Origin of the sequence: Polaromonas sp. (assembly GCF_041689105.1) — a bacterium.
Taxonomy (GTDB): domain Bacteria; phylum Pseudomonadota; class Gammaproteobacteria; order Burkholderiales; family Burkholderiaceae_C; genus Polaromonas.
The window spans coordinates 1-20,463 of record NZ_JBDNGU010000119.1 but is presented as its reverse complement, the minus strand read 5'-3'; the positions used below and the strand labels follow the sequence as shown (position 1 = coordinate 20,463).

Here is a 20,463-nt window from a genome sequence, read left to right as displayed (position 1 = left end):
TTCGACTTGCATGTGTAAGGCATGCCGCCAGCGTTCAATCTGAGCCAGGATCAAACTCTTTAGTTTAATCACTGCAATATTTCAACTCCGCATATCCAACCGAAATTGGCTACGCGAAGAAAACTCATAAAAACGGAATTGATGAGAAATCTTGACGATTTCACATTTTCTATCTCTACGAGCGTTTAAAGTCCGAAGACTTGACTAGCTGACTTGCGTCAATTTGTCTGGCAATCGCCTTCAAACGCCCATACTTATCGGCTGTAAATTTTTAATGATCCTGACTACCGACCTGGCCGCTTTAGCCGCCCTGTTTTCGTCGCTAGCTGTAATCAGCTTAGCCTTCAATTATGACATGGTTTTTAAATTCCTGTCAACCCGAAGGGTTTTTCTCGACTCGCTTGCAAACCCCTTTTCAGGCCAACTCTATTCGAGTTTTGTTTGCTTGCCGCAATCAGCAGAGCCTCAAATTATATACCGTTTTTTTTATTTCGGTCAACAAAAAATTTAACTTTTTTGCCGGCTTGCCGACTGCCTGAGTGTTGCGATCCCATCCTTGGATGAAGATCAAACTTTCGTGCCGCCGACTCGCTTTTGAGTCTGTTGACTGTGATCAGTCGAGCCTTAGATTCTATACCGGTTTTTTCATCCCAGTCAAAACAAATTCAAAAAATCTGCTTTCTCTCCAAGGCACTTTCCGGCTGATGCCACGATCTCGTTTAAGAGGTCATTCGTCAGCTGAGCCATCGACTATAGCACGGCTTTTGCGGCTCCACAAAGCGCTGAAGTGAAAAGTTTTGCACTGCCTCTCGCAGCGCATGACACTGGCGACGATCAGAGGACCAGGGGCAAAGAGCGAAGGCGCTTGCCGGTCAATGCAAACAAGGCATTGGCGACGGCTGGCGCCAGTGGCGGCACACCCGGCTCGCCAACCCCGCCCGGTGGCCGGGTACTGGAAACAATATGGGTTTGCACCAGTGGGGCCTGCGCCAGCCTCAGCATGGGGTAGTCAGGAAAGTTCTTCTGCTGAACCACCCCCTCGTGAATGTCCACCTGGCCGTAAAGCGCCGCAGTCAGCGCGAACACGACGGCGCTTTCGATCTGCTGGGCGACGATGCCAGGATGGACCACGCTGCCGCAGTCCATGGCGCAGATCACCCGATGCACGCGTATCTGACCCTCCGCCAAGGACACTTCGGCCACCTGCGCCACGATGGAGCCAAAGGATTCGTGCAAGGCGACCCCCCTGGCATGGCCAGCGGGCAACGGCCCGCCCCACCCGGCCTGGTGCGCGGCCAGCTCCAGTACCGCCAGGTGACGCGGCGCGTCCTTGAGCAGTTCCCTCCGCAGGGCCAGCGGGTCTTGACGGGTTGCAAACGCCAGCTCATCGATGAAGCTCTCGGAGAAAAAGGCGTTGTGGGAATGTCCGACCGAACGCCAGAAGCCTACAGGCACCCCCTGGCGGGTGGTCACATGGGACATGTGCTGGCTCGGGAAGGCGTAGGGCAGGTCAAACAGTCCCTCGGCCGTGGTTTTGTCCGGGGCGTCGAACGGACCGGCCAGCAGGGGCATGGCGCGCTCCAGCCAGCGCGGCGTGATGGCATCGCCGGCGGATCTGATGCGCAGGCTGCTGAGCTGGCCGCCGGCATCGACCGAGGCACGCAGCCGGGCCACGTGCATGGGGCGGTAGAAATCATGGGTCGTGTCTTCCTCGCGCGACCAGATCAGTTGCACCGCCCGCCCGCCGCAATCCATCGCCACGCGAACTGCCTGGGCGACGTAGTCCACCTCCAGCCGGCGTCCGAAACCGCCCCCCAGCAAAGTGACGACCACACTCACGTCTTCGACGGCCACCCCGGCCACACGCGCGGCGATAGCGGCCGCCAGCTGCGGCACCTGCGTCGGCACCCAGAGAAACACCTTGCCGCCCTTGACCTGTGCGGTGCAATTCATGGGTTCCAGAGTGGCATGCGCCAGATACGGCGCGCGATATACCGCCTCTATATGTCGGGCGGCGCCAGCCTCGGCCTGATTTGTGTCGCCTTGCTGGTGGAAGGTAAAGCCCTCCTGCGTCTGTAGCGCCGCTTCCAGTTCCCGCTCAATACGGCGGGAGTCGAGGGCGCCTGCCGGCCGCTGCTGCCAGTCGACCGCCACCGCGCGCGCTGCCTGCTGGGCCTGCCACCAGCTTTTGCCGACCACGGCAAACCCGGCTGTTGAGCCCGCATAGGCTGGCAGGCGCACAAAGCGCTCCACGCCTGGCATGGCCAGCGCCGTAGAGCTGTCCACCGCCCCTGGCGCACCGCCCAGCATGGGACACAGTCGAATGGCGGCATACAGCATGCCGGGCAGGCGCACGTCCAGTCCGAATCGCGCCGTGCCATCGACCTTGGCCGGGATATCCTTGCGCGGCGAGCTCTGCCCGATCAGCTTCCAGTCCTTGCGCTCCTTGAGCGTGACTTTGCCAGGCGGCGTGGCGGCGGCGAATCTGGCCAGCTCGCCATAGTGGGCGGATTTTCCCGAGGAATGCGAGATCACGCCGTCCAGGACCGAGAACTCGGCCACCGGCAGTCGCCACTGCAGCGACGCCGCGCCCAACAGCGAAGCGCGCGCCGTGGCGGCAGCGACGCGCAGTACCGTCCAGGCATCGGCCACACTGCTGGAGCCGCCAGTCGCGTTGATGCCCAGTTCACGCGCCAGTTTGCTGACCACCCATTGCCCGGCTTTGACCTTGAGCGGCCGCTGTTCCGCCTCCAGCGGATGAAACGGCAGATTGGCCATCAACATCGCGACATTGCCGTAAATCTTGTCGGCGCCGGCCTGTTCTATATGGATGCGCGACAGAGGCAGGTCCAGTTCTTCGGCGGCCAGCATGGGCAACGCGGTGTGCACGCCCTGTCCCATTTCACTGCGCGGCATGGCCAGCACCACCGAGCCATCAGGCAGCACCTTGATCCAGCCGTTGATCGTTATCTCGCCTTCAGCAGGCGGCCAAAGCCGTCCGGATCCGGTGCGTGAGCGCGGCGGCAGCACGCCCCAGCCGACGATGAGGGTGCCAGCAACACCCGCGGCGCTGAACAGCCAGGTTCTTCTTTTCATGCCCGTTTCTTCACGGCGCCAGTGAGCGTGATGCCCGCGGCGCGCTTGATCGCCACACGAATGCGCTGGTAGGTGCCGCAACGGCAGATGTTGGTCATGGCCGCGTCAATGTCGGCGTCTGTCGGTTTGGGCGTCTTTTCAAGCAGGCCGGCGGCCGCCATCAACATGCCGGACTGACAGTAACCGCACTGCGGCACCTGCTCGTCAATCCAGGCTTGCTGCAGGGCATGAAGTTTGTCCGGCGCACCCAGCGCTTCAATGGTCTGGATCCGTTTACCGGCCAGCGTGGACGCCGGCGTGACGCAGGACCGGACCGCCTCCCCATCCACCCGCACCGTGCAGGCGCCGCAAGCCGCCACACCGCAGCCAAACTTGGTGCCCGTCATATTGAGCAGATCACGCAGCACCCATAACAAGGGCATGGCGGGGTCGGCATCAACCTGCACGGCCTTTCCGTTGATTTGTAATTCCATGGACCAACTTCCGGTGTGGCCAGCAGCACCGGAGAGAGGCGCCGCTGATTCCAGTCCCACTATAGCGACGGTGCCAGACAGGCAATAGCCCGGAAACCAGCATGCGAAATGGCGCACCCGGATAATCCCTGACAACATGGCATTAATTACACTTCTTGACGCTCAACTCGCTTTTGGGCACGTCGCCCTGCTGGACCACGCAGATTTCTCCCTTGAAACCAACCAACGCATTGGCCTGATTGGCCGCAACGGCACCGGCAAGTCCTCCTTGCTCAAAATCCTCGCCGGGTTGGAAAAACCCGACGACGGCACTTTGCAGCTGCAGCAAAACCTGCGTATCGCCTATGTGCCGCAAGAGCCCAGCCTGGACCCGCATGCTACTGTTTTTATAGCTGCCAGCGCAGGACTGGCAAGGACCAGGCACGTGGTTGAGCAATATCTGGCGGCCGACGAACATACCGACCTGGATGCCCTGCAGTCCGAGATTGAGGCGCTCGATGGCTGGAACTGGGAGCAGCGCGTCGAGGAGACCCTGCACCGCCTGCACCTGGACAAGGACGCCATCGTCGGCTCGCTGTCCGGCGGCACCAAAAAACGCGTGGCGCTGGCCCAGGCGCTGGTCGCCAAACCCGACGTGCTGCTGCTCGACGAGCCGACCAACCATCTGGATCTCGACTCGATTGCCTGGCTCGAAGAGCTGCTGGTCAATTTCAACGGCAGCATCATCACCATCACCCATGACCGGGCCTTCCTGGACCAGGTCGCCACCGCGATAGTCGAGTTGGACCGCGGCAAGCTGCTGACTTACCCCGGCAACTTTGCGCAGTACCTCATCCAGAAGGAAGAGCAGATGGCACAAGAAGCCGTCATCTTCGCCAAGGCCGACAAGCTGCTGGCCCAGGAGGAGGTGTGGATACGCAAGGGCGTGGAAGCGCGCCGCACCCGCAGCGTGGCGCGCATCGGGCGGCTGGAAGCCCTGCGTGACAACCGCGCCGCGCGGCGCGATGCGGTTGGCCGCGTGAACCTGGACGTCTCCAGCGGCGAAAAAAGCGGCAAGATCGTAGCCGAACTGACCGACGTCTCCAAAAGCTTTGGCCACCCGGGCGCCGAGAAAATCATCGTCAATAAATTCAGCGGCACGCTGCTGCGCGGCGACAAGGTGGGCCTGCTGGGCCCCAACGGCGCCGGCAAAACCACCTTGCTCAAGCTCATCCTGGGCGAACTGCAACCCGATGTGGCCGTGCCACCCGGGAAAATCCGCCAGGGCGCCAACCTGCAGGTCGCTTACTTCGACCAGATGCGCGACAGCCTGGACCTGGACGCCACGCTGGAAGACTTCATCAGCCCCGGCAGCGAGTGGGTCGAGATCAACGGCCAGAAAAAACATGTCAAGAGTTACCTGACCGACTTCCTTTTCTCGCCGGCGCGCGCCAACTCACCGGTGCGCACGTTGTCGGGCGGCGAGCGCAACCGCCTGCTGCTGGCGCGCTTGTTTGCGCGGCCGGCGAACGTGCTGGTGCTGGACGAGCCAACCAATGACCTGGACATCGACACGCTGGAGCTGCTGGAAGATTTGCTGCAAAACTACGAAGGCACGGTCTTCCTGGTCAGTCACGACCGGCGTTTTCTCGACAACGTGGTCACCAGCACGATTGCCTATGAAGGCACGCCGGACAACCCGGGTTTCTGGCGCGAATACGAAGGAGGCGTGACGGACTGGATCACGCAGTCAAAACGCGCGGCGCAGATCACCGGCGCCGGCAAAACGGCGGCGGCTGCACCCAGCGCCAAGGTTGCAAGCAAAAACAACCCCCAGCCCACGAAAGACGGGCGTGAACCGCTATCAAAAAAGAAGCTGAGTTACAAAGAACAGCGTGAACTCGACGGCCTGCCGGCACTGATCCAGCAACTCGAGTCGCAGCAAAAAGCCATCACGCAGGAACTGTTCGACGGCACGCTGTACACGAGCAATGCCAGACGCGCGGCCGAACTCAATGCCCGCAACAGCAAAATCGAGGAAGAACTGATGGATGCATTGCAGCGCTGGGAAACGTTGTCGGTCTGAGTCTGTACAAATTGCCACTGCGGCGCGCTGTCGGGAAAAGCGCCTACAAAACATCGCGTCGGCGTCGGGCCGCGGCAAGGCCATTGAAACAGCTGCTTACGCTAAAGTGGCTTCACCCTTAAAGCCGCCCATGTATGTCTTCACGTCACCCGTCCCTTTGCCCCGCGCCTCTTGGCGCTGGTTCGCCGTGCTGATGTTGGGGGCCTGGCTCACCGGCTGCGCATCGCTGCCCAGCGATGTTGACCGACCGGTCTCCACGGCCCTGGCCCACCCCGAGCAAACCAGGATCGGCCTTGCGGTGCAGCAGCGCGCCGCCAAGGCCGGCACGCGCAATGATTCAGGCTTTGCCCTGGTCAACAGCGCCGAGCTGGCCTTCACCAGCCGCATGGCACTGATTAAAGCGGCGCAGAAAACGCTGGACATCCAGTACTACGCGATTCACGCCGATGAAACCACCGAACGCATGTTTGACGCCATGCGCGCCGCTGCCGCGCGCGGCGTGCGTATCCGCATCCTGCTGGACGACTTCAACACCGCAGGCAAAAACGCCCAGGTTCTTAAACTCGCTTTTGAGCCAGGCATCGCGCTGCGCCTGTTCAACCCGCTGCCGGGCAATCGACGCTCCCTGTTTTTCCGGATGCTCGGCTCGCTGAAAGACGCGGACCGCCTTCAGCGGCGCATGCATAACAAGATTTTTGTCGCCGACAACGCGGTGGCCATCACCGGCGGGCGCAACCTCGGGGAAACCTATTTTGGCCAGGCCGAGGGAACCAACTTCATCGACGCCGACGTGCTGGCCGCCGGTCGCATTGCGCGCGAACTGTCCCGAAGCTTCGACCAGTACTGGAACAACCCGCTGGCCTACCCGGTGCAGTCGCTGATGACCGAGGCGGAAATCGAGGCCATCAAGCCTCCCCCTGCTCAACCCGCTGCGCCACAAGCTGCCGCCGACCCAGCTCAGGTCGCGGACGGGTCCACCGTCCAGCCATCGCCGGGCAAGACGTCCCCCGCCGCTGGCGTGCGCACCACCACCGCACCCGATGGCACGGTCAGCGTGATCGAGCCCCTGCCCGACAGCACCAATCTGGCGCTGCTCGATTGGACCTGGGCGCCCTCGGTGTTGCTGGTGGACAAGCCCTCCAAAATTGCCGCTGACGCCGATGACGTCGAGCAGGCGCAGGACACCACCGTGGACGGCCTGCTGCAGCTGATGGCACAGGCCAGGGGCGAGCTGCTGATCGTGTCGCCCTATTTTGTGCCGGGCCGGCGCATGATGGACCAGCTCGCGGCGATCCGGCAAAAAGGCGTGCGTATCCGCGTGTTGACCAACTCGCTGGCATCCAACGACGCCCCGGCGGCCCATGTGGGTTACGCACGCTACCGCAAGGAGTTACTGGCGCTCGGCATAGAGATTTATGAAATGCGCGCCGAGCAGGAAAGCACGCTGACCAACTTGGGCTCCACCGGCAGCACAGGCTCGGCCGGCGGTTCGCGCGCCAGCCTGCACTCCAAGATTGTGGTGCTGGACAATCGACTGCTGGTGGTTGGCTCGATGAACCTGGACTTGCGTTCTCAGCTTCAGAATACCGAAGTCGCGCTGCTGATCCACAGCGCGAAACTCGCCAACGAAACCACCCGGCTGATCGAACCGTCGATGGCACGCGGCGCCTACAGAGTCGAGCTGGTAGACGGCCAGCTGATCTGGCGGGCACCGCAAGGCTCCGGGTTGACAGACACCCGGACAGAGCCGGACGCGAGTATCGGACTCAAACTGATGCTCAAGCTGATCGGCCCGTTCGCGCCGGAAGAGATGCTCTGAGCCGCCTCAAGTCTCCGTCGTTCCGGTATCGGGCTGCCCGGTCTGCAGACCCTTGCGTGCTGCCGCGGCCAGCGCCTCATATTGGGTCCTGAACGCATCCAGCGATTCCTCGTTGAGCTCCTCCAGGTCGAGCAGCGCGTTGTGCGCGCCCTGAGTGGCCCGTATCAGTTCATCGAGTTTGATCTGTATCGCTTCGGTATCGCGGTTCTGTGAGTTCTGGATCAGAAACACCATCAAAAAGGTGATGATGGTGGTGCCGGTGTTGATGACCAGTTGCCAGGTATTGCTGAAGCCAAACAGCGGCCCGGTCACGCCCCAGACGGCGATCACGAGAACCGCAATGAAAAAGGTGGCAGGCCGTCCGGCGTAGCGGGAAGTGGCCTTGGCTGCATTGGCATACCAGTTGTTTCGGCTCATGGGTGACTCCGGGGTTGGGCTGGGTCAGAACCGACATCGCTATCGGAAAGACCGATATTGCATTACATGTGCCGTCGCATCATGCACGGCCCTGCCTGCACGGGCGCGCAGGCACATGGGCCGATGGTGCCCGGAAAGTGCTGCACGCCTGGCAAGCACCCGCGCCCACTGCGGAAAGGCTACAGACCACAATGCATCAGACTCATGCCCAAGGTCCGCCCCTGGCCTATTTCACGTCATTGCGCAGGCGGACGAACACCTTCCAGAACGCAGCCTCCTGCGTCGTCGCAAAGTTGATGCGCATCAGGGTGCTGGGCTTGCGTACCGCGTGAAACAGCGCACCGGGCGCGATCAGGTAACCCTCGTCGAGCATGCGCTGCGCCAGCGCGTCGGTGTCCACCCCGGTCTCCACCCAGCCGAACAGGCCGGCGGGTTCTGCCGCAAAGCTGCAGCCGTGGGCCAGCGCCAGCTTGACGCTGCGGGCGCGGGCTGCGTCAAGCCGTGTACGAATGCGTTCGGCATGGCGACGCAGCTGGCCCTGATCGATGCACCAAGCCAGCGCTTTTTCCAGCAGCGCGGGCGTGGTCAGCGTGCCCAGCAGCTTGGTATCGAGCAGGCGCTCCACCAGGTCGGGCGGCGCGGCCATGAAACCGACACGCCAGCCGGGCGCGAGGATCTTGGCAAACCCGCTGACATAGATGGTGCGCTGCAGCCCGTCCAGCGCACACAGGCGCGTGGCATGTTCAGGCGCGAGGTGGCTGTAGGTGTCGTCCTCGACGATGTGGAAGTTGTGCTGGTTGGCCAGCTGCAGCACGCGGTGCGCGCTGCCCGGCGCCAGACAATAACCGGTGGGGTTGTGGAACACGCTGACACTGACAAACAGCTTCGGGCTGTGCAGCGCGCAATACTGCGCCATGACCTCCAGGTCGGGCCCGTCGGCGCGCCGCGGCACCGGCAGGATGCGCATGCCCAGTGCGTCGAGCCGGGCAAACTCCACGGCCCAGCCAGGCTCCTCGACCATCACGCAGTCGCCGGCGCGCAGCAGCGTGCGACTGACGATATCCAGCGCATGGGTGGCGCCCACGCTGGTGATGATCTGTTCGGGCACGGCATGTACATTGAGCGCGCTGAGTTTTTGCGAGAGCGCGCGGCGCAGGCCGCTGTCGCCCATGGGTTCACCATAACTGAGCGAAAACTCGCGCAGCGCACTCACGCTGGTGACCCTGCGCACCGCCGCCGGCATGAAGCTGGTTTCCAGCCACTCGGGCGGAAACACGCCCATGCCCGGTTGCGGCTTGTTGCTGACCTTGTGAAACATGCCGCGGATCAGCGCAGTGGCATCCACCGGCGCCTGCCGGGTCGCCATCCAGGTCGCGGTGCTCCAGCTGTTGAGCGGCGGCGGGCTTGCGTCCAGAGCCCCGGATGATCCCTTTTTAAAAGCAGTATGTACGGAATGAACCGGCGTCAGTGCCGCATTGAACGACGCATCCCGGACAAAAAACCCGCGGTTCCGGCGCGCAACCACCAGACCCTGCGCCTGCAACTGGTCATACGCCGCAACCACGGTGGACACGCTGACGCCCTGCTGCTCGGCACACAGGCGGACCGAGGGCAGGCGCGCGCCGGGCGCCAGCAAACGGCTGCGTATGCGCTCGGCAAAACGTGCGCTGAGTTGCTCGGTGAGTGACTGGGAAGCGGTTTTCATCAACATGGCGGACTCCGGCTGCCCCGGTGCAACACTGCACCATCGGCCTGTGTACTGACAATTTGACCAGCACAGTTTGAAAATTTGTCACTACAACTGTAGTGGTAGTGTGCTGGCTGAAACTATAAAGTCTGAATCATGAATTGGCAAGAATTTACAGCCCTGCTGGTGCTGGCGACGGCGATGAGTTTTTCCCCTGGCCCCAACACCACCCTGTCCACCGCTCTGGCGGCCAACCACGGCTTGCGCCGCGCCATGCCTTTTATCTGCGCGGTGCCGGTTGGCTGGGGCGTGTTGCTGAGCCTGTGTGCGCTCGGCCTGGGCGCGCTGCTGCTGGCGATTCCGCTGCTGGGCCTGGCGATCAAGCTCATCGGCGTGTTCTACCTGCTCTGGCTGGCCTCAAAGATCGCGCGCTCACGCCAGCTCAGCGAAGCCGACGCCGAACGCATGAATGTCGGCTTCTGGCAGGGCGCAGCGCTGCAGTTCGTCAACATCAAGGCCTGGATGCTGGCCCTAGCCATCGTCAGCGGCTGGATCGCCGGGCGCAGCGACCCCGGCCTGCGTTTTGCCGTGGTGTTGCCGGTGATGCTGGCCTATGCCTTTGTCAGCAACCTGGTTTACGCACTGGCTGGCTCCCTGCTGCGCGAGTGGTTGTCCGGCCCTGAGGGCACCGGCCAGCGGCTGCGTGGATTCAATTTTGTGATGGCCGGAGTGCTGGTGGCCACAGCAATCTGGATGCTGTTTTTATGAGCCCCAGCGCCGCGCAGATCAACAAGGGCCTGTGGCTGGGCCTGCTGGGTATCGTGATTTTTGCGGTGACCCTGCCGATGACGCGTCTGGCCGTGGGCACACCCGATGCGCCGCAGATGTCCGGCGTGTTTCTCGCGATGGGGCGGGCTGTTGTGGCGGCCGGGCTGTCGGCGCTATTTCTGCTGGTCACCCGCGCGCCGCTGCCTCAGCGGCGCGACTGGCTGCCGCTGGCGATCACCGCCGGCGGCGTGGTGTTCGGTTTTCCACTGTTCACCTCCATCGCCATGCGGTATGTCGAAGCTATGCATGCCAGCGTGATCGTCGGCGTGTTGCCTCTGGCCACTGCGGCCGTCGGCGCCCTGCTGCACCGGCAGCGACCGTCTACCGGTTTCTGGCTGTGCGCGGCCCTGGGCAGCGCCCTCGTGGTGGTGTTTGCCATGCTCCGTTCCAGCGGCGGCGCCGGCCTGTTCATCCATTTTGCAGACCTGCTGCTGCTGGCCGGCATGTTGTGCGCGGCCGTCGGTTACGGCTACGGCGCGCGGCTGTCGCAGCACATGCAGGCCGAACATGTGATCTGCTGGGCGCTGCTGATCTCCCTGCCACTGACCCTGCCGCTGGCGCTGGCCAGCTGGCCCGAAACGCCGGTCAAAGCCAGCGCATGGGCCGGCTTTGCCTACCTCGGGGCGTTTTCGATGTGGCTGGGCTTTTTTGCCTGGTACCGCGGCCTGGCGCTGGGCGGCACGGTGCGCGTCAGCCAGGTGCAACTGGTCCAACCATTTTTGTCCATGCTGTTTGCGGTGCCGCTGCTCGGCGAGCGCCTGGACGCGGTCACCGTGGGTTTTAGCCTGGCCGTGATTGCCACCGTGTTTGTCGGCAAGAAGATGCCGGTGCGAACCGCTGGCCTCGGGCAAGCCACATGAACATCAGCAACATCCCTTTTGGTACCACCGACTGGTCCGACATGGCGCCCACCCGGCACCCGGGTATCACCGGCGAGGCGCTGTGGCGCACACAACAATTTGGCAACATCCGCGTGCGCATGGTCGAGTACAGCGCCGGCTACACCGCCGACCACTGGTGCAGCAAGGGCCACATCCTGCTGTGCCTGGAAGGCGAGCTGCAGACGGAACTGGACGGCGGCAGTGTGCATGTGCTGCGTCCCGGCATGAGTTACCAGGTGGCCGACGGCGCCGAAGCGCACCGGTCGTCCGCCCCTGCAGGGGCCAAACTGTTCATCGTGGATTGAGATGAAGGCCAACATTGGAGAGACGCTCAAACGGCTGCCCGGTGCGCCGCCCGCAGCCTATCCCGAAGACGTGCCGTTTGCAACTGTGCTGGCTGGAGGCACCATGCAGGTGGAAGTGTTTGCTCCGGGCAGCAAAGCCGACAGACGCGACCGGCAACAACCGCTCTCGCAGGACGAGCTCTATTTCGTGCACGGCGGGGAAGGTGAGATCATCATCAACGGCCAGCGATTTGATGCCGGTACTGGCGACGCGTTTTTTGTGGCGGCCGGTGTGGCGCACCACTTTGAAAACTTTTCAGAAGACTTTGTGACCTGGGTTGTTTTTTACGGCCCCCAAGGAGGAGAGTGAAATGAGCGATATGCATTGGACCCAGGCGCAGCGCGCCGAAAAAATGAATCCCTCGGTCATCCGCGAGATTCTCAAGGTCACCGAAAAACCCGGCATCATCAGTTTTGCCGGCGGCCTGCCCTCGCCCAAGACCTTTCCGGTCAGCGCCTTTGCCGAGGCCTGCGCCAAGGTGCTGCGTGAAGACGGCCACGCCGCCCTGCAGTACGCCGCCAGCGAGGGCTACGGACCGTTGCGCGAGATGGTCGCGGCGCGCCTGCCCTGGAAGGTGGACCCGGCCCAGGTGCTGATCACCACCGGCTCGCAGCAAGGTCTCGATTTGCTGGCCAAGATCCTGATCGACAAGGGCAGCCGCATCCTGGTGGAAACTCCGACCTACCTGGGCGCGCTGCAAGCCTTCACGCCGATGGAGCCTGAGGTGGTCAGCGTCGCCAGCGATGACGAAGACATTGACGTGGAAGACCTGGCCCGCAAGGCAAAAGGTGCCCGCTTTCTTTATGTGCTGCCCAACTTCCAGAACCCGACCGGCCGCACCATGAGTGAGGCGCGCCGCGCGGCATTGTCGGCAAAGGCTGCGGAACTGGGCCTGCCCATCGTCGAGGACAATCCCTACGGGGACCTGTGGTTCGACGCTGCGCCACCAGCGCCCCTGAGCGCGCGCAACCCGGGCGGCTGCCTTTACCTGGGGTCGTTTTCCAAGGTGCTGGCGCCCGGCCTGCGACTGGGCTTTCTGGTCGCACCGAAAGCGCTGTACCCCAAGCTGCTGCAGGCCAAGCAGGCGGCCGACCTGCACAGCCCGGGCTTCAACCAGCGCATGATTGCCGAGGTCATGAAAGACGGCTTCCTGGACCGCCACGTGCCGACCATACGCGCGCTCTACAAGTCGCAGCGCGACGCCATGCTGGCCGCGCTCAAGCGCGAGATGCCCGAGGGCGTCAGCTGGAACACCCCCGACGGCGGCATGTTTTTGTGGGCGCGTCTGCCCGCCGGCATGAACGCCGCAGACCTGCTTCCCCACGCCGTCGAAAAAAACGTCGCCTTTGTTCCAGGCGCTGCCTTTTACGCCGACAACGCGGACGTGCGCACCCTGCGCCTGTCGTTCGTGACCGCGAGCATCGAACAGATCAACACCGGCGTTGCGGCGCTTGCTGCGGCGATTCGGGAAAGCCGGCCTGCGCAGGCTCCCGCGACGACAAGCGCGGGGTTCGCCTCTTCACAAGCAGGGGCCGCAGAACCGGCTTCGCCGGGCCGCAGGCGCAGCGCCCCCTCGGGGGGCAGCGAACCACACGCAGTGGGGAGCGTGGGGGCCAACATCGTTGAGGCGAAATAGATGCTCAATATCTGGGGGCGCATGAGCTCCATCAACGTCAAGAAAGTGGTGTGGACGGCGCAGGAGCTGGCGCTGGACTTTCAGCGCACTGAAGCCGGCGGGCTATTCGGCGTCGTCAAAACACCGGACTACATCGCGCTGAACCCCAACTCGCTGGTGCCGGTGATCGAGGACGACGACTACGTGCTCTGGGAGTCCAACGTCATCGTGCGTTACCTGTGCGCAAAACACTCCCCGGGCCAGATGTACCCCGCCGATCTGCGCGAACGGTTCGACACTGAACGCTGGATGGACTGGCAGCAGACCACACTGAACCCGGCCAGTCGGGCCGGTTTCTGGCAACTGATACGCACGCCCACCGAGCAACGCAACGACGCCTTGATCGCCGACTCGAACGCAGCGGTTGAAGCGCACATGGCCACACTGGACACGCACCTGGCCCAGCGCAGCTTCATGGTGGGCGAGCGGTTTACCGTCGCCGACATTCCCATCGCCTGCGAAGTCCACCGCTGGTTCAGCCTGCCGCAGCAGCGCCAGAGCCGGCCCCACATCGAGCGCTGGTACGACAACATGCGTGCCCGCCAGGCCAGCAAGGGCGTGCTGGACATGCAGCTTTCCTGACACCCTCACCTTCGTTTGCCCCATGAAAACCAGGCCCTTCAAACAAGTCGATGTATTCACCGATCAGCCCTACTTCGGCAACCCGCTGGCCGTGGTGCTGGACGGCAGCGTCCTGGACGATGCAGCCATGCAGCGTTTCGCGCACTGGACCAACCTGTCTGAAACGACCTTTGTGCTGCCTGCGACCGACCCCTCGGCCGACTACCGGGTGCGCATCTTCACGCACGGTGGCGAGCTGCCTTTTGCCGGCCACCCGACACTGGGCACCTGCCACGCCTGGCTGCAAGCCGGCGGCAAACCCCAACGCAAGGACGTGATCGTGCAGGAATGCAAGGCCGGCCTGATCAACATCCGGCTGCAGCCTCATGCCCGCGGCACACGCCAGGCCTTTGCCGCACCGCCGCTCAAACGCTCGGCGCCCAGCCCGGTCGTGCTGGCCCAGGTGGCCGCAGCCTTGGGCTTGAAACCGCAGCACATCAGCACCGCGCAGTTGCTGGACAACGGGCCGGTGTGGCTGGGCCTGCTGCTGGACAGCGCCGACAGCGTGCTGCAGATCGAGCCGGACCACCTGGCACTCAAGAAGTATGGATTGAAAGTTGGCGTCATCGGCGCCCATCAAGCGCCAGCAGCTCCTCTTTTAATAGCGCGCTCCAGCCGCGAAGCGCGCGCCTTCTCCGGCAACGCGCCGGCAGAGGTCAGCGCAGCCGACTTCGAGGTGCGGGCCTTTGCCGCACCCATGGGCATCCATGAAGACCCGGTCACCGGCAGCCTGAACGCCAGCCTGGCGCAATGGCTCATGGCCGACGGCCTTGCACCCGACCACTACGTCGTGGCCCAAGGGACCTGCCTGGGACGCGCCGGCCGGGTTTACCTGAACCGCGAAAACGCAGGCGGCTCGGCGTCTGTCTGGGTCGGTGGCGAATCAGTCACCTGCATGGAAGGCTCGGTGACGCTGTGATCCATGCACAGGTCGATCACCTGGTCGTGCTGGCCGCCAGCCTGGACCAAGGCGTGACCTGGTGCGAACGGGTGCTGGGCATCACGCCCGGCCCGGGCGGCGAACACCCGCTGATGGGCACGCACAACCGCCTGTTCAGCATCGCCAGCGCGGCTTTTCCGCGCGCCTATTTTGAGATCATCGCGATCCAGCCCGGGGTGAAGCCGACACGCGCCTCCGGCAAACACCGCTGGTTCGACATGGACGACCCGCTGCTTCAATCACGGGTGGCCAGCGGCGGGCCGCAGCTGATTCATTTTGTCGTCAGCGTTCCGGGCGTGATCTCCGCCGTCAAGGCGCTGGCCGCGCAAGGCCTGGAACGCGGCGCTGTCGTCCAGGCCGCGCGGCAAACCGCCAGCGGCATGCTCCACTGGCGCATCACCGTGCGTGACGACGGCCAGCGGCTTTTCTACGGCGCCCTGCCCACCCTGATCCAGTGGGGCGAAGCCGGCGAAGACCCTTCCCGCGCCGCCCATCCGCTGGATGCGATGCAGGCTTCGGGCGTGACGCTGGAAGCACTGCAAGCCAGCCATCCACGCCCTGAAAAATTGCAGGCCGCCCATGCCGTCATCGGCCTGGTCGGCGTCCAGGTGACGCAAGGTATGCCCGCGCTCGTCGCCACGCTGCAGACGCCACGCGGCCGCGTCACGCTCGAATCGAATGGAAGCTGAATGTTGACTCCACCAAAGGCGCGCGCATGACGGCCGCGCTGCGCAAGCCGGCGCCGCCAGCCGCCAGCCAACTGCCAGATTTGCAAGACATCGAACACGCGGCCCGCGTGGTTTACCGCGCGTTCCAGGCCACGCCGCAATACCGCTGGGGGCTGTCCAGCCAGCGCCTAGGCACCGACTGCTGGATCAAGCACGAGAACCACACGCCAGTGGGCGCCTTCAAGATACGCGGCGGACTGACCTACTTCGACGCCTTGTGCCAGGCCGGCACGCTGCCGAAGGAAGTCATCAGCGCCACGCGCGGCAACCACGGCCAGAGCATAGGCTGGGCGGCGCGCGCGCATAACGTGGCTTGCACCATCGTGGTTCCGCGCGGCAACTCGCTGGAGAAAAACGCCGCCATGCGCGCACTCGGCGTGACGCTGATCGAATACGGCGACGACTTTCAGGAAAGCCGCGAGCACGCCATGGCCCTGGCCGCAGAGCGCGGCGCCCACATGGTGCCGAGTTTTCATGCCGACCTGCTCAGCGGTGTCGCTACCAGCTGGTGGGAGTTCATGCTGGCGGTACCGCAGCTGGATGTGGTGTACGTGCCCATCGGCCAGGGTTCGGGCGCGTGTTCGGCGATTGCCGCCAAGCTGGCGCTGGGCCGCCGGCTGCGCGTCGTCGGTGTAATCAGCGCCCATGCCACCACCTACGCCGACTCACTGGCAGCAGGCCGCGTCGTCGAAGCGCCAGTCAGCACCCAACTGGCCGACGGCATGGCCTGCCGCATCGCCGACCAGAAGGCGCTGGACATCATTGCGCCGCACATCGACCACATCGTCCAGGTGACGGACGAAGAAGTGGCGCAGGCCATGCGGGCTTTGTACGCCGACACGCACAACGTCGCCGAAGGCGCCGGTGCCGCGAGTTTTGCCGGCGCGATGCAGGAGCGCGCGCAACTGCAGGGCCAGGTCGTGGGCACCACGCTGTGCGGCGGCAATGTGGACAGCGCCACTGTCGCCAAGGTGCTACTGGGGGCCTGAACCGTCACGCACGGGACTCGGCAGGCTGCAGCACGCCAGCACAATTTGCGCATGGGAACCCTTTACCTCGTGCGCCACGGCCAGGCCTCGTTTGGCGCCGACGACTATGACGTGCTCAGCGACATGGGCTACCAGCAGAGCGTGCGCCTGGCCGCCTTTACCCACGGGTTTTTTAAAATGCATCAGCAGTCAGGCAAAGCCGTGCTGACCGACCTGCGCATGGGCCAGGCACCTAGCTATGTTTTCAGCTTCGCGCTGGCCGAACAGCCTGCGGGGGCAGCGCGTACAGACAACATCTGGCAAACCATAACGCCGGCTAACGTTGGCGGCAGAAGCGGTGCAGGCTAGCTGCTCAACTAGCTGTGGCCGCGCATCCTCGGGCGACCGCTGCCGCCGCCACGTTGAGGCAGGCTGGTGAGAAAACGTCTAAATCAATGGCTTGACTGCTATTTATTTAATATCTGCTTACGCCCGTATTCATTGGGATTCAGGCTAATTCCCCCCCCAAAAAAACAGCGATCAAACCTACAAAGGATTGGTCGGACGCGCCTCGCACAACGGACCCTTCTTCTGCAAACCTATCGCCCTATGCTGCCGTCGTGGGCTAGCAGGCAATCAGTAGGTTGGCCGCCCAGTTGAGCAGCCAGAAAAAAGTGGGCTGGGCGCTATGAGCAGTTTACGATAGAAGATAGATATCAATAGAGCGTTGATTTTAAAGAGAATTTTTAAAAAGTAATTGTATAAAAATAGAAATTTACTTACGTAACTTGTTGATTTAATTGAATAACTTTAATTAACAAAAATAAAAACTATTGCCTATAATAGCTTCAGGTGCCATTGCCTGCCTTCGAGAGCCAAATATGCAACTCCAGCAACATCAGCAAAAACAAGTAATGCCAACTTTGGTGAACACAAAATTAGATGTCGATCTAAAAAGTGTGAACAGTCCTGCACTTGCGCGTTTGATTGACGAAGTCCGAAACAAAGATGCGATTACGCTCGGTGCCTATGACCGTGCTCACAATCGTCACAACCGCTAAGCGGAACAAGGTTGAAAATTGATACCCTGCTGGTCAAAGTTGCCAGCCAGTGCAATATCAACTGCAGTTATTGCTATGTCTACAACATGGGAGATGACGGCTGGAAGGATATGCCGGCGCTTATTTCCCGTGACACTATCGCCGCGCTTGGTGCGGCGTTAAAGGAATTTACTGCAGGTCAATCTGCGCCGTTTGCAGTTGTGCTGCACGGTGGTGAGCCATTGATGATGGGAGCAAGAAGACTCAGATACCTTTTCGAGTCTTTAAGAGCTTCGTTACCTATTGAGCATGTGGTCTGCATGCAGACAAATGGCATGTTGATATCCGAAGAGATTTTAGATATCTGTGAGGCCTATCGCGTATCGCTTTCAGTTAGCCTAGATGGGCCACGGCAAACCAACGATAAATTTCGAATTGGTAAGAAAAGCGAAAGCACCTTCGACAAAGTCATTGCGGGCATAGAAAAACTACGCGTCCACCCTTCGTCCAAATTTCTTTTTGCGGGTGTGCTGTCCGTTATTGATCCTACTTCAGACCCTGCTGAAGTGTATTTATTTTTAAAGAATCTTGGCGCTCCTTCCATGGATTTCCTTTATCGGGATGGTAACCACACCAATTTGCCATTTGGCAAAGACAAATTCGATTCGGTTGAATATGGACAGTGGCTCGCAGGCCTGTTAGATGTTTATCTCGCTGACTCGTCGCCTGTTCGTATTCGTTTTCTTGATGACCTAATTAAACTATCTCTAGGTGGTCAAGGTATTAAAGAAGGTCTTGGTCAGTCGGAGTACGGTATTGCGGTGATAGAAACCGATGGTTCTATCAGCAAAAATGACACGCTCAAAAGTTCTTTTGCTGGTGCCGACAAGTTCCAGGCACCTTGGTCAGTTCAAAAAAATTCACTCAAAAGCGTTTTCGACTCTGCTGAATTCGAGGAATATCACGCCCTGCAGACACCTACATCTTCTGAGTGTCAGTCCTGCCCGCAATTGAGGATATGCGGCGGCGGGATGCCGTTGCATCGTTGGAAAGATGGTTCAAGCTTCAATAATCCTTCGGTTTATTGTCACGACCAGCAATTCATCATTAAGAAAATTAATCAGAAGCTAGTTGCCGAAGGTGCAATGTGATTTTTCGTGATATTCAGGACAAAGAGCAGGTAGAGAAGCCTTTTCGGTACTTTCTGGGGACGAAAGCTTTTGAGCAGGACTTCAGTGAGAATCTTCTAGGCTGGTTCGAGGGTGATGCACCCTGGCAGTTGATTGAGGCGGAATTTTATGAGCAGTATGAATTCAGTCTGCTACACGAAAGACTACCCGAAGAGTTTAGTAATCTGACGTCCGCAGAGAGTCTAAGTTGGCTCCGGGATTGCGTGGAAAAGTCTTTCGGGGTAAAGCTTTTGGAGCGAGTGGACGTTACGGTTCATAAACTTGTAGTTGGGCAAACGATTCGCGTACACAACGATTACATACCCGGTGAAGAAACGCATCGAGTTCTCATTCAACTCAATCGGGGTTGGAGTGATTCCAATGGCGGTCTTCTGATTTTTTTTAATAGTACAGACCCGGCAGACATCAATCGCGCCTTACGACCTGAACATAACAGTTGCGTAGGATTTGAAATTTCACCAAATTCCAATCACGCCGTCTCCACTATTTATTCAGGCCAACGGTTCACACTTGTTTACTCATTCTTTGGGAGCACGCGAGCTGTCGCCTGATCAACTTAGAAAATGCCTTCGGGGGGGCAGCGAACTTTGGCTACCACAACTAACCGAAGTGCTCGTGGTTGAAGGATTGGCCGAAATCCGAGCACAAAAGGAATTTGGACAAGAGGAATACTCAACCTCAACGTTCCTCGGCCAGAACCCAGACCGAATATTGATGATTTTGTTGGAACGTCAACAGTTTGTAGCCGTGGAGGTATTGCCATTCGCCTTGCTTCAGCATTTTGAATCGAAGGGCGTGAAGTTCCACTGTGAAGCACAACTTCGCTCACCATTTTTGGCAAAAGCTTTAAACGAAGCATTCGCACTAATTGCGCTGGTACCGACACTCCACGAAAGTGTGCGTATGCTTGTTAAAAGTCTGCACGCTTTAATACCAACTGACAATGAATCGGATGTCAGCTTTAGTGAGCCAGCGATTCCCTTTTCCATATTCGTGTCAATTCCCGAAACGGTCGTGAAATGGAACGCTTTAAGATTAGCCGAAGCGATTATTCACGAGGCAATGCACTTGCAACTATCGCTGCTTGAACGCAAAGTACCACTTGTAAAAGCAAATGACATTACTTTCTTTTCACCTTGGAAAAATGAGCTGAGAAGCACAGTTGGACTGCTACATGCCTGCTATGTATTTGCGGTCATTGATGGCTGGCTGAGTGCAATTTCCACACAGGTAGATCATCGCTACGTTGAAAATCGTCGTACAGCGATCAAAGATCAAATTCGGCAGAGTTCACACTTTGCGCGATCTGCTGACTTGACGGATGAGGGTCAAACTTTGGCTGAATCAATTTTTTTGAGATTTAGAAAGAGTGACTAGCGGTATTTCACTTCGGAATGTTTAACACGGCAATGCGACCAGCCTAATTTGGTCAATCGGTGCAGTATGTCAATTTTCACCTCATTCCTGCTTAGGACTTTTGGGCCAATAATAATTTCGCAATCATCGGACTCGAAAAACAAGCTATTTGTTTCGGTTCTTCATCGAATCTACTGTGAATTTTCCTTCACTCCAGCACAATTCAGTTTTCCAAATTGATTGACCGTGCCATGAAAGATACCGCGCTGTACGAACACCTTCTTGGACTGAAGACGCCCTGGTCGGTGAAGAAGGTTGACCTGTCTTTGGCAGA

Annotated in this window: 19 protein-coding genes, 1 rRNA gene and 2 pseudogenes; 17 read left to right on the top strand and 5 right to left on the bottom strand. The window is 60.4% G+C overall.

The window, feature by feature from the left end; translation table 11 throughout:
• The 3 genes from ACESMT_RS13400 to ACESMT_RS13390 all read right to left on the bottom strand — a co-directional run.
• A 16S ribosomal RNA gene (locus ACESMT_RS13400) occupies window positions 1–66 on the bottom strand; the annotation flags it as partial.
• 768 nt (window positions 67–834) lie between these two features.
• Window positions 835–3,096 carry a molybdopterin cofactor-binding domain-containing protein gene (locus ACESMT_RS13395; protein ID WP_372827091.1) on the bottom strand — a complete coding sequence of 754 codons (2,262 nt, stop codon included), beginning with the start codon at window positions 3,094–3,096 and terminating at the stop codon, window positions 835–837.
• Window positions 3,093–3,569 carry a (2Fe-2S)-binding protein gene (locus ACESMT_RS13390; protein ID WP_372827090.1) on the bottom strand — a complete coding sequence of 159 codons (477 nt, stop codon included), beginning with the start codon at window positions 3,567–3,569 and terminating at the stop codon, window positions 3,093–3,095. Before ACESMT_RS13390 ends, ACESMT_RS13395 begins: the two co-directional genes overlap by 4 nt.
• 136 nt (window positions 3,570–3,705) lie before the next feature.
• Between ACESMT_RS13390 and ACESMT_RS13385 the strand changes: the two genes are divergently transcribed.
• Both ACESMT_RS13385 and ACESMT_RS13380 read left to right on the top strand, forming a co-directional pair.
• Window positions 3,706–5,634, top strand: a complete 1,929-nt coding sequence (locus tag ACESMT_RS13385; protein ID WP_372827089.1) for an ABC-F family ATP-binding cassette domain-containing protein — start codon at window positions 3,706–3,708, stop codon at window positions 5,632–5,634.
• Between the two features lie 193 nt (window positions 5,635–5,827).
• On the top strand, window positions 5,828–7,453 hold the full coding sequence (locus tag ACESMT_RS13380) for a phospholipase D family protein (RefSeq protein ID WP_372827095.1): 1,626 nt from the start codon (window positions 5,828–5,830) through the stop codon (window positions 7,451–7,453).
• A gap of 6 nt (window positions 7,454–7,459) precedes the next feature.
• Here ACESMT_RS13380 and ACESMT_RS13375 read toward each other — a convergent pair whose 3' ends face one another.
• Together ACESMT_RS13375 and ACESMT_RS13370 are read right to left on the bottom strand one after the other, a co-directional pair.
• Entirely contained in the window at window positions 7,460–7,870 is a 411-nt protein-coding gene (locus ACESMT_RS13375) for a low affinity iron permease family protein (protein WP_372827088.1), read from the bottom strand.
• 226 nt (window positions 7,871–8,096) lie between these two features.
• Window positions 8,097–9,581 (bottom strand): PLP-dependent aminotransferase family protein, encoded by a 1,485-nt coding sequence (locus tag ACESMT_RS13370; RefSeq protein WP_372827087.1) that lies wholly within the window; start codon window positions 9,579–9,581, stop codon window positions 8,097–8,099.
• A gap of 132 nt (window positions 9,582–9,713) precedes the next feature.
• On the opposite strand from ACESMT_RS13370, the gene ACESMT_RS13365 reads away from it, so the two are divergent.
• From ACESMT_RS13365 to ACESMT_RS13295, 15 genes and pseudogenes are all read left to right on the top strand, one after another.
• A complete protein-coding gene (locus tag ACESMT_RS13365) occupies window positions 9,714–10,325 on the top strand; it encodes a LysE family translocator (protein WP_372827086.1) in 612 nt (203 codons plus the stop codon).
• A complete protein-coding gene (locus ACESMT_RS13360; protein ID WP_372827085.1) occupies window positions 10,322–11,245 on the top strand; it encodes a DMT family transporter in 924 nt (307 codons plus the stop codon). The genes ACESMT_RS13365 and ACESMT_RS13360 overlap by 4 nt, the downstream gene beginning before the upstream one ends.
• Complete coding sequence (locus tag ACESMT_RS13355; protein ID WP_372827084.1) at window positions 11,242–11,571, top strand: DHCW motif cupin fold protein; 330 nt, start codon at window positions 11,242–11,244, stop codon at window positions 11,569–11,571. Before ACESMT_RS13360 ends, ACESMT_RS13355 begins: the two co-directional genes overlap by 4 nt.
• A 1-nt stretch (window position 11,572) precedes the next feature.
• Complete coding sequence (locus ACESMT_RS13350; RefSeq protein ID WP_372827083.1) at window positions 11,573–11,920, top strand: cupin domain-containing protein; 348 nt, start codon at window positions 11,573–11,575, stop codon at window positions 11,918–11,920.
• 10 nt (window positions 11,921–11,930) lie between these two features.
• Entirely contained in the window at window positions 11,931–13,247 is a 1,317-nt protein-coding gene (locus ACESMT_RS13345) for a PLP-dependent aminotransferase family protein (RefSeq protein WP_372827094.1), read from the top strand.
• Window positions 13,248–13,421: pseudogene (locus ACESMT_RS13340) on the top strand (glutathione S-transferase); the annotation flags it as partial.
• 69 nt (window positions 13,422–13,490) lie between these two features.
• Window positions 13,491–13,868: a glutathione binding-like protein gene (locus ACESMT_RS13335; RefSeq protein WP_372827093.1), complete on the top strand. Its 378-nt coding sequence runs from the start codon at window positions 13,491–13,493 to the stop codon at window positions 13,866–13,868.
• A gap of 22 nt (window positions 13,869–13,890) precedes the next feature.
• Complete coding sequence (locus ACESMT_RS13330; RefSeq protein WP_372827082.1) at window positions 13,891–14,826, top strand: PhzF family phenazine biosynthesis protein; 936 nt, start codon at window positions 13,891–13,893, stop codon at window positions 14,824–14,826.
• Window positions 14,826–15,536 carry a VOC family protein gene (locus ACESMT_RS13325; protein ID WP_372827092.1) on the top strand — a complete coding sequence of 237 codons (711 nt, stop codon included), beginning with the start codon at window positions 14,826–14,828 and terminating at the stop codon, window positions 15,534–15,536. The genes ACESMT_RS13330 and ACESMT_RS13325 overlap by 1 nt, the downstream gene beginning before the upstream one ends.
• Before the next feature lie 26 nt (window positions 15,537–15,562).
• Window positions 15,563–16,564, top strand: coding sequence for a threonine dehydratase (locus tag ACESMT_RS13320; protein WP_372827081.1), 1,002 nt, complete (start codon window positions 15,563–15,565; stop codon window positions 16,562–16,564).
• 51 nt (window positions 16,565–16,615) lie between these two features.
• A pseudogene (locus ACESMT_RS13315) lies at window positions 16,616–16,718 on the top strand (histidine phosphatase family protein); the annotation flags it as partial.
• A gap of 706 nt (window positions 16,719–17,424) precedes the next feature.
• Entirely contained in the window at window positions 17,425–17,604 is a 180-nt protein-coding gene (gene yhhA, locus ACESMT_RS13310) for a YhhA family cyclophane-containing RiPP (protein WP_372827080.1), read from the top strand.
• Between the two features lie 11 nt (window positions 17,605–17,615).
• Window positions 17,616–18,734 (top strand): cyclophane-forming radical SAM/SPASM peptide maturase YhhB, encoded by a 1,119-nt coding sequence (yhhB, locus tag ACESMT_RS13305; RefSeq protein WP_372827079.1) that lies wholly within the window; start codon window positions 17,616–17,618, stop codon window positions 18,732–18,734.
• On the top strand, window positions 18,731–19,324 hold the full coding sequence (gene yhhC, locus ACESMT_RS13300) for a cyclophane-containing peptide 2OG-Fe(II) oxygenase YhhC (RefSeq protein ID WP_372827077.1): 594 nt from the start codon (window positions 18,731–18,733) through the stop codon (window positions 19,322–19,324). The genes yhhB and yhhC overlap by 4 nt, the downstream gene beginning before the upstream one ends.
• A 64-nt stretch (window positions 19,325–19,388) precedes the next feature.
• The gene (locus ACESMT_RS13295; RefSeq protein ID WP_372827076.1) at window positions 19,389–20,150 is read left to right on the top strand and encodes an HEXXH motif-containing putative peptide modification protein; all 762 of its coding nucleotides are present in this window, start codon (window positions 19,389–19,391) and stop codon (window positions 20,148–20,150) included.
• Window positions 20,151–20,463: the final 313 nt, after the last annotated feature.

What these genes read in the sequence shown, in the direction of transcription:
- ACESMT_RS13395 (WP_372827091.1), bottom strand. Translation starts at nt 3,096, where the DNA reads ATGAAAAGAAGAACCTGGCTGTTCAGCGCCGCGGGTGTTGCTGGCACC.
- ACESMT_RS13390 (WP_372827090.1), bottom strand. Translation starts at nt 3,569, where the DNA reads ATGGAATTACAAATCAACGGAAAGGCCGTGCAGGTTGATGCCGACCCC.
- ACESMT_RS13385 (WP_372827089.1), top strand. Translation starts at nt 3,706, where the DNA reads ATGGCATTAATTACACTTCTTGACGCTCAACTCGCTTTTGGGCACGTC.
- ACESMT_RS13380 (WP_372827095.1), top strand. Translation starts at nt 5,828, where the DNA reads ATGTTGGGGGCCTGGCTCACCGGCTGCGCATCGCTGCCCAGCGATGTT.
- ACESMT_RS13375 (WP_372827088.1), bottom strand. Translation starts at nt 7,870, where the DNA reads ATGAGCCGAAACAACTGGTATGCCAATGCAGCCAAGGCCACTTCCCGC.
- ACESMT_RS13370 (WP_372827087.1), bottom strand. Translation starts at nt 9,581, where the DNA reads ATGTTGATGAAAACCGCTTCCCAGTCACTCACCGAGCAACTCAGCGCA.
- ACESMT_RS13365 (WP_372827086.1), top strand. Translation starts at nt 9,714, where the DNA reads ATGAATTGGCAAGAATTTACAGCCCTGCTGGTGCTGGCGACGGCGATG.
- ACESMT_RS13360 (WP_372827085.1), top strand. Translation starts at nt 10,322, where the DNA reads ATGAGCCCCAGCGCCGCGCAGATCAACAAGGGCCTGTGGCTGGGCCTG.
- ACESMT_RS13355 (WP_372827084.1), top strand. Translation starts at nt 11,242, where the DNA reads ATGAACATCAGCAACATCCCTTTTGGTACCACCGACTGGTCCGACATG.
- ACESMT_RS13350 (WP_372827083.1), top strand. Translation starts at nt 11,573, where the DNA reads ATGAAGGCCAACATTGGAGAGACGCTCAAACGGCTGCCCGGTGCGCCG.
- ACESMT_RS13345 (WP_372827094.1), top strand. Translation starts at nt 11,931, where the DNA reads ATGCATTGGACCCAGGCGCAGCGCGCCGAAAAAATGAATCCCTCGGTC.
- ACESMT_RS13335 (WP_372827093.1), top strand. Translation starts at nt 13,491, where the DNA reads ATGTACCCCGCCGATCTGCGCGAACGGTTCGACACTGAACGCTGGATG.
- ACESMT_RS13330 (WP_372827082.1), top strand. Translation starts at nt 13,891, where the DNA reads ATGAAAACCAGGCCCTTCAAACAAGTCGATGTATTCACCGATCAGCCC.
- ACESMT_RS13320 (WP_372827081.1), top strand. Translation starts at nt 15,563, where the DNA reads ATGACGGCCGCGCTGCGCAAGCCGGCGCCGCCAGCCGCCAGCCAACTG.
- yhhA (WP_372827080.1), top strand. Translation starts at nt 17,425, where the DNA reads ATGCAACTCCAGCAACATCAGCAAAAACAAGTAATGCCAACTTTGGTG.